At 53.0% G+C, this 11,743-nt stretch carries 12 protein-coding genes; 5 read left to right on the top strand and 7 right to left on the bottom strand.

Going from position 1 to position 11,743, the window contains the following annotated elements:
* Positions 1 to 88 precede the first annotated feature (88 nt).
* Positions 89 to 775 (top strand): YutD family protein, encoded by a 687-nt coding sequence (locus tag NSU18_RS25385; protein ID WP_341150355.1) that lies wholly within the window; start codon positions 89 to 91, stop codon positions 773 to 775.
* Positions 776 to 1,301: 526 nt separating this feature from the next.
* Here NSU18_RS25385 and NSU18_RS25390 read toward each other — a convergent pair.
* The 4 genes from NSU18_RS25390 to ylbJ all read right to left on the bottom strand — a co-directional run bounded on the left by NSU18_RS25390 (position 1,302) and on the right by ylbJ (position 6,506).
* Positions 1,302 to 2,750 carry a S41 family peptidase gene (locus NSU18_RS25390; protein WP_341150356.1) on the bottom strand — a complete coding sequence of 483 codons (1,449 nt, stop codon included), beginning with the start codon at positions 2,748 to 2,750 and terminating at the stop codon, positions 1,302 to 1,304.
* 35 nt (positions 2,751 to 2,785) lie between these two features.
* Positions 2,786 to 3,964, bottom strand: coding sequence for a stalk domain-containing protein (locus tag NSU18_RS25395; RefSeq protein WP_341016856.1), 1,179 nt, complete (start codon positions 3,962 to 3,964; stop codon positions 2,786 to 2,788).
* Positions 3,965 to 4,304: 340 nt separating this feature from the next.
* Complete coding sequence (locus NSU18_RS25400; RefSeq protein ID WP_341016857.1) at positions 4,305 to 5,102, bottom strand: NAD kinase; 798 nt, start codon at positions 5,100 to 5,102, stop codon at positions 4,305 to 4,307.
* Positions 5,103 to 5,234: 132 nt separating this feature from the next.
* Entirely contained in the window at positions 5,235 to 6,506 is a 1,272-nt protein-coding gene (gene ylbJ / locus NSU18_RS25405; protein ID WP_341016859.1) for a sporulation integral membrane protein YlbJ, read from the bottom strand.
* Between the two features lie 482 nt (positions 6,507 to 6,988).
* Between ylbJ and NSU18_RS25410 the strand changes: the two genes are divergently transcribed.
* Complete coding sequence (locus tag NSU18_RS25410; protein WP_341016861.1) at positions 6,989 to 7,372, top strand: globin domain-containing protein; 384 nt, start codon at positions 6,989 to 6,991, stop codon at positions 7,370 to 7,372.
* A gap of 17 nt (positions 7,373 to 7,389) precedes the next feature.
* Entirely contained in the window at positions 7,390 to 8,106 is a 717-nt protein-coding gene (locus NSU18_RS25415; protein WP_341016863.1) for a DUF2225 domain-containing protein, read from the top strand.
* A 119-nt stretch (positions 8,107 to 8,225) separates the two neighbouring features.
* Here NSU18_RS25415 and NSU18_RS25420 read toward each other — a convergent pair whose 3' ends face one another.
* Entirely contained in the window at positions 8,226 to 8,456 is a 231-nt protein-coding gene (locus tag NSU18_RS25420) for a hypothetical protein (protein ID WP_340938257.1), read from the bottom strand.
* A complete protein-coding gene (locus NSU18_RS25425) occupies positions 8,453 to 8,641 on the bottom strand; it encodes a YycC family protein (RefSeq protein WP_341016865.1) in 189 nt (62 codons plus the stop codon). The genes NSU18_RS25420 and NSU18_RS25425 overlap by 4 nt, the downstream gene beginning before the upstream one ends.
* A gap of 105 nt (positions 8,642 to 8,746) precedes the next feature.
* Between NSU18_RS25425 and NSU18_RS25430 the strand changes: the two genes are divergently transcribed.
* The gene (locus tag NSU18_RS25430; protein WP_341016866.1) at positions 8,747 to 10,546 is read left to right on the top strand and encodes a M3 family oligoendopeptidase; all 1,800 of its coding nucleotides are present in this window, start codon (positions 8,747 to 8,749) and stop codon (positions 10,544 to 10,546) included.
* Between the two features lie 353 nt (positions 10,547 to 10,899).
* Entirely contained in the window at positions 10,900 to 11,313 is a 414-nt protein-coding gene (locus tag NSU18_RS25435; protein ID WP_341016867.1) for an O-methyltransferase, read from the top strand.
* Positions 11,314 to 11,428: 115 nt separating this feature from the next.
* On the opposite strand, the gene NSU18_RS25440 is transcribed toward NSU18_RS25435, so the two are convergent.
* A complete protein-coding gene (locus tag NSU18_RS25440) occupies positions 11,429 to 11,662 on the bottom strand; it encodes an alpha/beta-type small acid-soluble spore protein (RefSeq protein WP_036701727.1) in 234 nt (77 codons plus the stop codon).
* Between the last annotated feature and the right edge of the window lie 81 nt (positions 11,663 to 11,743).

An 11,743-nucleotide genomic window follows, 5' to 3' on the forward strand; every position in this document is an offset into this window, starting at 1 on the left:
AACAGCGGCCGGAAATTCAAAATCCCGCGCAATGACGGCTTATCAACGCGCCCCCCCCAGATATTATTGAAAGGCAGGCGACACACGCTTGATCGTTATAGGTGGAAAAGGTTACGAGCTGATGCTCGATCATAAGGATGGCTGGAACCCGGAGGCTTTTCGCGGAAGATACAGCGAAGTGCTGGACCGGTACGACTATATAGTCGGTGACTGGGGCTACAGCCAATTGCGCCTCAAAGGCTTTTACCGGGATAATCACCCTAAAGTGAACCGGGACACAGCCATCTCAGGCATGGTGGATTATATTAACGAATACTGTAACTTTGGCTGTGCGTATTTTGTGCTGCATAAGCTGAAGGAGTCCCCGCAGGAGGGAATCTTCAAGGATATTCTGATTAAGGAAGTCCCGGAGCCCGGGCTGGACGAGGATCAGGAGCAGGAAGCTGAACAGGTGGTAACGGTAAAAGAACACCGGGAGCCGACGAAGGGTGCAGGCCGGGACAGGGATGGCGCAGGCGGCTCCAGCCGCGAGCATGCAACCAAGGACAGACCGGTTCGTGAGCACCAGAGCCGCAATCACCGCAACAAAGAAGGCCAGGGCAAGAAGAATCATAAAGAGTTCCAGAACAGAGGCCAGCAAGGCCAGCCGAATAATTCCAAGCAGAACAGAGAACACAGAGACAACCGGTCTAACAAGCAAGCAAATCAGAATAAGCAGGAAAGACCGGAGAAGCAGGATAGACAGGACAATAACCAGAGCAAGCAAGACAACTAGAACGATAGCCATGGTGGACAGTCGTACACCCCCTGTCACTAAAATGCAACTCAAAAAGCCTCTTCAGCATTAGCTGAAGGGGCTTTTTCTAATGAGCGAGCGAGGGAGCACCAGCCAAATGTATACGGAAAACAGCATACATTTGCTGGCGCGCAGGCGTGTGGTACGAATGTATGCGAAAAACAGCATACATTTGCTGGCGGGCAGGCGTACGGCCCAAATGTATGTGAAAAACAGCATACATTGTGCCGGTGCGCAGGCGTATGGCCCGAATGTATGCGAAAAACAGCATACATTGTGCTGACGCCTACCGTTTACGGAACAAACTAAGCCCTAAGCCTGGAAGAGTCAATTCTTGCTTAACAGCGGAGCGGACAGAACGACCCGCGGATAAGCGATTGGAATAACATTCTGTTTGCGGATCGTCCACCCAAGTGCTCACGTAGATTCTAACCCACAATAAAGAGCTGCCCCATTCAACCATTCTATGGCTTTTGGGACAGCCCTTGTTGTCGCCGGGCTAATTCTATTTCACAGCTAATTTGAGCTGTTTCAGTGAAGCATTGTAGCTCCATACGAGCGCAGGGAACCTTTTCTTGAAGGCATTCAGCTCGATGAAGGTCTCTCCGTCCTGGAACAGCGCCTCCTTGGAAGCCAGGGTGAACCCGGATACGTTACCGGCACCGGTGGTCAGCAGCACCTTCTTGTTCTTGGCATCCCAGGAGACCTCATTCTCCACCAGCGCGGAGAGAACACGGGAGGCGGCATACACCTTATCGCCCTGCTGGATCAGGCCTACATTTCCGGCAAAAGCAGTGCCGTTGATATCCAGAATATGACGGTCACCAGAGGCGACAATCTCCTTCATCCCGGCAATTTGCAGAGCGGTAATCAACTGGGCAGTTTTGCCCTTGACCTCGATATCAGGCGCAAGTCCGATATGGTTGAAATCCTCCTTGTTCGGAGTCAGATACTTCATGGTGGTCAGCTTCAGTTCGCCGCCGCCGGACATGGGAATCAGGCTCTGAATCCGGGCCTTTCCGTAAGAGCGCGTGCCTACAACTGTAGCCAGCTTATTGTCACGAAGTGCACCGGTCAAGGCTTCGGAGGCGCTGGCCGTATATTCATTGGTCAATACGACCACAGGTACGCCGATCTTGCTGCCGTTCGTAATTGCGACTGGTTTGAGTGTACCGGTCTGGTCGGAGGTGTACATCATAATACCGGCATCCATGAACTTGGAGACGATATTCTGGGCGCTGTTCATATAACCGCCTGTATTATCGCGCAGATCAAGAACCAGCGATTTCATGCCGCCTGAACGCATTTTGTCCAGCGCTGCGGAGAATTCCTCATCGGCAGTCTGAGTGAAGCCGTTGATGGAGATGTAAGCGATTTTGGAGCTAAGCATCTTGCTGGTTACGGAGCTTGTAGCAATCTCGCTGCGGGTAACCGTATAGGATTTGTTAGCCCCGTTTCTCTGAATCAGCAGTGAGACCTTGGTGCCCGCTTTGCCGCTCAGCTCGTCGCCATTCGTATCAGCCACCCGCACCCCGTTGATTTTGAGGATGGAGTCGCCGCGCTTTAGTCCTGCGGACTCGGCCGGGGAGCCGCTCATGACCTCTTCAATGTAGAGCTCTTTGCCCGAATACATCAGCCGGACGCCGATGCCGACATATTGCAGATCAACCTGATGACCGAAGTCCGCGGCTTCCTCCTTCGTGAAGTATTGGCTGTAGGGATCGTCCAATGTGCTGACCATACCGTCAATTGCGCCGCGGATAAGTGTATCCTGGTCTACACCCTCGACGTTGTAATACTCCAGATATTGCATAATTTCATTGATAATCTCCGTCTTTGAGGCTTGTGCCGCGTCGGTGGCGGCCGCGTCTGCTGCTGAAGCAGCAGGAGCCCAGGCGATGGATAGCGCCAGACAGCTGCTTAAAAGTGCAGTAACAATTTTGGCTGATTTCATGAGTTCATGACATCCTTTAGATGAATTTTTTGAATTTAGGACTGTGCTTCGAAGCCGATATGATAAGTAGTGTCAATTGTCCAGGCACCGCTCTCCGTCTTGGAGAGGAGGAGGATCAGAGACTGGGTATAGGTCTCCTTCGATTCACCGTCCGTAATGACCACTTCCGCATAGACTGCGGCTTCATAGTCCGTGTAATAGAAGACATTGGAGGAAGACACCGCATAACTTAGATCATAATTTTTGAAATAATCACGCAGCTCCTCTTTGTAAGAGTCGTCATCCTCCTTATTGTACGAGGTCATCACGGCAAGGACTGCATCTGCATTGCGGGCATTCATCCCCTGGTAGTATTTGCTGAGCGTATCCTTAATTCCGGTCTGATCGCCCTGTGGCAGCACAGCCGGCTTCATGCCTTGTTCCCGCGTCAGCAGCACGGAGGATTCCTGCAGATCCATGGCAGAGATCCTCCAGGCGCCGTTTTGACGGACTAGCGTATATAGGTATTCGTACTGTTCATCCGGTGTATAATACCCGCCGGTCCGCACTGCTTTTTCGACGGAATGGACGGTTGCTTCGTTGCCCGTTAGACTGAGTACTTTAAGACTCTCGATCGTATCCTTGATGTCATATAGCTCGAACTGGGAATTCATATCGCTTATAGCTTCCGTTTGGTCTGATCCTGCATCCACAAGCGAATAGAAGCTGCTGGCCTTCTCTTCATTATAATATTGGTTAGCTAATTGAATGATTGCCTTGATCTCCTGCTCACTGGAGGCGGAGGACGGTGATACGGTAATCTTCACGCTGCGGCTGGCCGCATCCCAGGTCGCTGTGCCCCCGGTGGCTTCGGCGATGAAGCGCAAGGGTATGTAGGTGGTCCCGGCGTTAGAGACGGGAGCGGCTGTGAGCTGCTTGACGGTTCCATTGACGCTGGCCCGCTTGCTGCCTACCTTAAGGCTGATAGTAAGGCCTGTTCCGGTGCCGGTTACCGTGCCTGTTTTGGAGTCCCACAGTACCTGCAGGCCAAGCTTCTCAAATACAACGCGGAAAGGCACAAGCACTGTATTATTCTTCAAATAAGGCGTCCCTGCTGTGAAGGCAAGGTTACTGCCGTTAATATACACCTTGATGGGTTGGTCTGCGGCAAAAGCGGGAACCGCCAGCACAAGGGCCAGCAGGCTGATGCCTAGCAGGGATACTAATTTCTTCAATAGATTCGCTCCTTCAAATAGAAAACTTTGTAAAATAGAACCATTATACCATTAGAAAATTCCGTCTGTCTATTTATTCTGCGGGATGCTGCTAGGCTTAGTAGAGTCCCCCTCAACCGGCATGATAAAGCCGGAGATCAGGGGCGTCTCCGGCTTTATCTTAGGATATCCAGCAGGCTATGGAATGTCCCCGCTAAGGGCGCAATACCATCCTCGCTTGAAATATAAGACTTTATATGTTGACACGATAAATTATCCTTCTATTTCTCGCTGAAACGGTGCCGTCCTTTAAAAGAACGGCAAAGCCGTTTCCGCTTGTTCATGAGAATCAGGGATCAGACTAGACTAAGAAGGCCTCCCGGACACGGTTCCAGAACGGGAAAGGGCGGTAACGGGCGAAGCTGATTTTGTGGTCCGCGACCTGAGCGCGTACCGAAATCAGATCATCCACCGGAATGTTATTATGGTCAATGGTCAGCAGCAGGCGCTGCTCCTTGCGCGAGAAGATATCGCAGTGATGATGCTTAGGCAGCAACAGCGGCGATCCCATGGTCCGGAATACCCGGTTATTAATGGAGGCAATTTCAGCAATCTGCAGCGCCTCGATCGAGGGGTGCACCATAGCGCCTCCCAGACTTTTGTTATAAGCGGTACTGCCGGAAGGTGTGGACACACACAGGCCGTCCCCGCGGAACATCTCAAAGGTTACATCATTAATATCCACCTGAATTACAACCGTCCCGTCCACCCCCTTAAGGGTGAATTCATTCAGGGCAATATGCTTGCTGGAGCCGGATTTCTTATGTATTTCCAGTTCAAGCAGCGGGTACTGTACGATACGGGGTTTATGAGGTCCTACCTCTCCGCACATATAATCAATCAGGGACGGCAGCTCTTCGGCCTGCCAGTCCGCATAGAAGCCCAAATGGCCGGTATGCACGCCAACAAAAGCGAGACTAGGGATCTGATCGATAAACGTATGAAAGGCGTGCAGCATCGTGCCGTCACCGCCAATAGAGATCACGATTTCAGGTGACTTGGCATCCAGCTCCAGATTCCGGCCTTGCGCCAGCTTGTGAAATTGCTCCGCTAGTTGGATGGATAATTCATCTCCGCGGTCCAGAACATAATATCTCAAGATGTACAGGCTCCTTTGTCTAATTCAGTCATACACCGATCATAATCAATCTTGACCCGGAACACAATATTAGCGCTGTGAAAAGCCGGAATACGCCGCAGTGCTGCAGCGGCAGAACTGAGGCATATTGAATTATCTCCGGCGCGCATAGGGCTGCCGCCACAGCTTCCCGAGCAGAAAGACCACCAGCGACAGGGCCAGCATGCCTGCAAGCAGAAGGCAGAGCAGGCTGATGCTGCTGATCAGGGCGGCCTCTGGAGCGGCCAGCCCGGAGGCGGCAGGCAATGCGGACCACTGACCGGCCAGTCCCGAGCTGACAACCGGCTTCCAGAGCAGGAGAAGCAGGACCGCTGAGAGCAGGGCATGTACCAGACGGGCGGCCATGAACGGGAGATAGCGCAGTCCGGTACCATTCAGGATACTGGCGACCTGCGCATGAACCGACAAGCCGCCCCAGGAGAGAATGAACGCTGCCGCCGCTGCCTTGAACTGCAGTGGAACGCCTCCGGCAGCTTCACCCGCCGACCTGGCGCCAAGCGTCACTTCAAATAAGCCGCTGACCAGTGCGGCTGAGAGCTCTGGCGGGAAGCCGGCCAGCGATAGCAGGCGGCCGGTCATGCTGAACAGAGCGGACATTACGCCGGCACGGGCGAGCAGCTCCATCAGCACATTGAAGAAGACAACCAGACCGCCGACAACGATGATGAGCTGGAGTGAGGAGGTGATGGCACTCTTCAGCAGCTCGCCGAGACTTCTGCCGTCCGCCCGGCGTGCACCTGCCATCGCGTTCAGCGCAGTCCGCAACCTTCCGGGACCTTGTCCTTCCGGAGACGCAGAAGAGCTGCCTGAATGAGGGAGGGAAAGGGGCGTAGCTGCTTCTTCCGGCCTGCCCCGGCCATGGAAGGACATCAGCAGACCTATGATAAGTCCTCCCCCGTAATGGGCAAGGGCAAGCACAAGCCCCAGCGAAGCGTCATGAAAGAACCCCACAGAGACCGCGCCCAGCAGAAAAATCGGGTCCGAGGAGGTCGTGAAGGCGACGAGACGCTCGCCCTCAATTCTGCTAATCATTCCCTGCTCGCGCAGCTTGGCGGTTAATTTCGCGCCGACAGGGTATCCTGATACATATCCCATCGCTGCTACGAAGCCGCCGCTGCCGGGTATATTGAAGAGCGGGCGCATCAGCGGATCAAGCAGTGCGCCGAACAGATGGACAATGCCGAAGCCCAGCATAATTTCAGAGATGACGAAGAAAGGGAACAGTGAGGGAAACAGCACATCCCACCAGACAGCGAGCCCGCGCAGCGCCGCATCCAGAGAGCTTGCGGGATGCACCAGCATCAGCAGCAGACAGCCCGCCAGCACGATCCCGAGCAGCGGGCTTGCGATTTTGTTCAGAGTCATCGGTTTCTCGCCTCCAGTTCTATGCTTAGTTGTATGCCGGAAGGTGGACAAACAGCACAAAAAAACGAGGAAAACGGTTACATTTACCGGTGCTTTTTCACTGAAATTATGATATTATAAACTTAATTAATGCACATCTTGTTGAGTTAGATTTTCAGGGATGGAGTGATGGTGATGAGTGTGGTTGCCGGAGTGCTCGTTTGTGCTTTTGTATATGTGATCCGGGTCTCCCTTGTCCCGCCTGGTGATGAAGATTTTAGAACATACTGATTAGCTTACGAGCGCTGAACTCCGGTTTGGCGCCTTTTTTTGTCTGAATTTTGAAATAATCTGGGCTTTCTGTTGCACAAGGGCAGCGTATTGTTCTTCTTGTCCCGGAATAAGGGGATGTCTTAAGGCAGGGATAACCGTGCAGCGTGTTTTTTGGTATAATGATAAGCAACTGCTTATCAGATTAATATGGAAGAAGGCGAAACCTCCACATGAATCCGAAAGAGAGCCTGTATGACAGCCTGGGAGGCGCTGAGGGGATACACCGTCTAGTGACTGTGTTTTATGCCAAGGTGCAGCTTCACCCGCAGCTCAGCCCGTTATTCCCTGAAGATATTACTCCGGTATTGGAGAAGCAATATCAGTTCTTAAGCCAATTCTTTGGCGGCCCTGCCCTGTTCTCCGAGCAGCACGGCCATCCCATGATGAGAGCCAGACATATGCATGTTCCCATCACTCCTGCTTTGGCGGAGGATTGGCTTGCCTGCATGAAGGCGGCGCTTGCAGAGGTTGGTGTGGAAGAGTCCCTGCGTACCTTTGTCCTGAGCCGGCTGGCTGGTCCCGCCCATCATTTTGTCAATATGCCCCATGAATAAAGTGTAGTTGTGAAAGGATGAGGGCACCCGTGCCGGAATTAATACCGCTGTACTCAATTAAGGTTACCTGCTGTAACTGTGAACATGAATTTTCTACCTCAAGAGTACGTCCCAGCCTCAAAAAGGCCATCCGCCGCGATGCGGACTTCTGCTCCTACTACAAGGCGGAGAATCCCGATTATTATGTGGTTCGGGTCTGTCCGAAGTGCGGCTTCGCCTCCACAGAGAATTCAGCAGACAAGCTGGCTGACTGGCAGCGGAAGTCCTTCGATGCCCAGGTAGGAAGACGGTGGCAGGCCCGCAGCTTCGGAGAGAAGCGTAACTGGGAGGAAGCGCTGGAGACGTACAAGCTGGCGCTGATCTGCGCGCAGAGCATTAAAGACAAGGAACGTATTATAGCAAGCCTGCTGCACCATATTGCCTGGCTGTACCGGTATCAAGGGGATACGGTGCAGGAGCAGCGCTTCCTGACCTATTCGCTGGATGAGTATGTGAAGGTGTTCGAGAATGATTCCTCCGGCGGTAATGATGCGCGGCTGATGTATCTGATTGGTGAGTTGAACCGCCGGATCGGGGAGTTCGCCGCTGCTGTACGGTGGTTCTCAAGGGTCATTAATGACCAGCGCATTACGGACGCGGCCATGATTCGGGCTTCGCGCGAGCAATGGGCCATACTGCGTGAGCAGATGCGCGGGCTGGACGTTGATCCGGATGGGCTTCCCGCAGGTACATAGAAGGCGGAGTAGGGTGTTAGAGCGTCTATCCGGTATACCGGAACGCAAAAAGGCGTAGAAGGGATGCCTCTTCTACGCCTCTGCCCGCTTAAGCGGGGCGAACGGCCGGACATCCGCACTTAGCGGACCGCCCGGTCAAACAGCAGGTAGTCATTGTCATTATCAATGACGGTGGGACTTGCACTGCAGCAAGGAAAGACCAGCAGCTTTTTTTTGCCGTCGCGCACGTGCTGCAGCTCCTTAGGCTTCATCGGCAGAAGAACATTCTCATGGTCGCAGAAGGGGCAATATTGCACGTACATGTCGCCAAGAATAATGTCATAAGGCCAGGTATGGCTGAAGGGGATCATTGCTTGTCCTTCTCGTCGGAGGGGGCTGCGCTGCCTTCGGGGGGCTCGCTTACGGCCTTCTTGGATAATTCAGCGATTTTTTGCAGCAGGATATGTTGGGGCATATGCATCAGGTGTTCCAGCGGAACGCCGAGTTGTTTGGATAAGGTGATGGCCGTCTCCGGCGATATTTGCAGTGGCTTCATTAGGAGGCCCTCCTTACAATTAGTGGAGTATCATGATTCACTTTACCATGGCTCTACCTCAATTACAAAGAAAACTACTCTATAACAAAGGAATGGTGAGTATCTATGAAACAACCGTTATCACTGACATGGGAACTGGAATCGATTTTTCCGGGAGGCTCTGCCTCTCCGCAGTTCGAGAGCTTCCTGAGCGTGCTCGAATCCGATATTGAACGCCTGCGCACACAGGTGGCCGCTGCTGCTGCACCGGCTGATGCGGCTTCAACGAAGGAGCTGGACCCGGTCATTGAGCTGCTGCAGAGCTGTGCCGGACGCCTTACACAGGCCTCTGAATTCGCCGGTTGTCTGGGTGCGCAGAATCAGCTCGACAAAGGGGCGGTGAGACTGTCCTCCAAGGTAACGGGGCTGCGCGCCGGTTATGAGGGCATCAGCTCTGCCTTCGATAACGTGCTGCGCCAGACCTCTGACGCGGTATGGGCCGAGTGGATGGCCCGGCCGGAGATTGCCCCGCTGAATTTCGTGCTCAGTGAGAGCCGGAGTCTGGCCCGTGAGAAGATGAGCCCGGAGCTGGAGAGCCTGGCCCTTGAGCTTGCAGTTGACGGCTATCACGGCTGGAGCGAGCATTATGAGACCATTGTCGGACAGATCCAGATTCCTTGTGAAGAAGACGGGGAAGAGAAGCTGCTCTCTGCCGGGCAAGCGTTCAACAAGCTGACGGATGAGAATCCTGAGGTCCGCCGTACGATGTTCCGCAAATGGGAAGAAGCCTGGGGCGGGGCGGCCGACTATTGTGCAGATACCTTGAATCATCTGGCAGGCTTCCGCCTGAAGCTGTACAAGGGCCGCGGCTGGGAGGATGTGCTGAAGGAGCCGCTGGGCATCAACCGTATGTCCCGTGAGACTCTGGATGTCATGTGGGATGTGATCACGAAGAGTAAGCCTGCACTGGTATCCTATCTGAAGCGCAAGGCAGAAATTCTGGGTCTGGAGTCACTCGCCTGGGTCGATGTGGATGCGCCAGTCGGCAAGTCCTCCGGCAAAATTCCCTATGAACAGGCAGCCGCCGACATCGTGACCCAGTTCCGCAAATTCAGTCCGAAGCTGGCGGATTTCGCCGAGCGCGCCTTCGACAAGGATTGGATTGAGGTCGAAGACCGGGCCGCGAAGCGTCCGGGCGGCTTCTGTGTCTCCTTCCCGGAGAGCAAGGAATCCCGTATATTCATGACTTATAGCGGCACGCCGTCCAATGTATCCACTCTTGCGCATGAGCTGGGCCATGCCTATCACTCCTTCCTGCTGGAGGACCAGCCGCTGTTCAACCAGAACTATGCGATGAACGTGGCGGAGACCGCTTCCACCTTCGCGGAGGTCATTGTGTCGGACGCGCAGGTGAAGTCTGCATCGGACAACGAAGAGAAGCTGGCGCTGCTTGAAGCGAAGATCCAGAACAGTGTGGCGTTCTTTATGAATATTCATGCCCGCTTCCTGTTCGAGACCCGCTTCTATGAGAAGCGCAAGGCAGGTCTTGTAAGCAGTGAGGAATTGTCGGCGCTGATGGAGGAAGCCCAGAAGGAGGCCTTCTGCGGGGTTCTTTCCGAATATCATCCGCATTTCTGGGCGTCGAAGCTTCATTTCTATATCACGGATGTGCCATTCTACAACTTCCCGTATACAGTAGGGTATATGTTCAGTACCGGTCTATACCGGCTTGCACTGCAAGAAGGGACCTCCTTTGCCGATAAGTATGACAGCCTGCTGCAGGATACCGGGGTGATGACGCTGGAGGATCTGGTGTCGAAGCATCTGGGCGCTGATCTGTCCAAGTCGGATTTCTGGCAGGGGGCTGCGGATTTAATCGTTGCCGATATCAATGAATTCCTGGAAATGACAGAACAACACGGCTAAGGATTTGTCGAAAATGAGAAGAATTGGTTTTTTGCAGTATAATGATGGCGGTTGAAAATGGTGTGAATGCGCAAAGGCCCCGGTTTCGGGGTCTTTTTATGCTGTGTATTTGTCGATAAATGGCGACAAAAGTTTGTATTTTGCTATAAATACTAAATAATTTGCGCATTTATAGGGATTATAACCCAATTATGTTGAATAATGTTGTGGGTGTTTGAATAGTACCCTATAATGAGCCTAAAGCCTTATATAAGCGCTGCTAGACCCACGAAATTCAAACAACTGCTTTCGAAGCAAGTGTTGTGTGAGGCAGAGCCATGAGGCTGCATCACCCACAAGACTTTTAGGAGGAAATGTATGTGAGGACGGAACAATTATCGCTTGCAAGACAGATCGATCTGGTATTTCATGAGCTGCAGGAGGAATTGTCAGGACTGAATTCAGGGACGGTATTTGTACAGATCAGGAATAATATTATCGGCAAATTCGGGGTCCGCCACAATCCGCTCGCCGGACGCAGCGGAAGCTTCGCAGCCGAACAGGAGGGGCTGACTTCGGGACAGCAATCCTCATTCCGCGTCATGGCGCTGGAGAGCCTGAAGTATAAGAAACGGTGGACGCATGGAGAGATCAGCTACGAATTTGCTGTACGCCAGGGAATGGTGGTGGTGGACGCTACACTGGAGTCCAACTACAATATGGCGAATCTGATGATCCGCTATCCGCGCAGCAGTCACAGCGATGCCTCGGATCAATCCTTCGGCTGATTCTATATACATATAGAAAAGCCCCCCTGCGTTTCGACGAGAAACGCGGGAGGGCTGTGATGCTGCTCGGTCTATGCCTCACGGCTTAGACGGATCTTAAAGATAAGGGTAGCGATTACGAACGACCGGACAGTTGTTGCTCTGCCAGTTGCACCAGACGTTTGGTGATATATCCTCCCAAAGAACCAGTTTCGCGGGAAGTATAGTTACCATAATAACCGTCTGCCGGGATTGTTACTCCAAGCTCCTGTGCTGCTTCATATTTCAACTGCTGCAGCGCTGCATTCGCTTGAGGAACGACCAGGTTGTTAGAACGGCTACCACGACTTTGTTGACCTGCTTGACCCATGTGTGCTCACCTCCTTCGCCCGTTGTGAAGATAGTATGAGCGCGGGAGGAAGAATTCATACACGAATTTTGAAGGTTTATA

The sequence above is a fragment of the Paenibacillus sp. FSL H8-0048 genome (genome assembly GCF_038002825.1).
In the GTDB taxonomy this organism is placed as follows: Bacteria; Bacillota; Bacilli; order Paenibacillales; family Paenibacillaceae; genus Paenibacillus_AQ.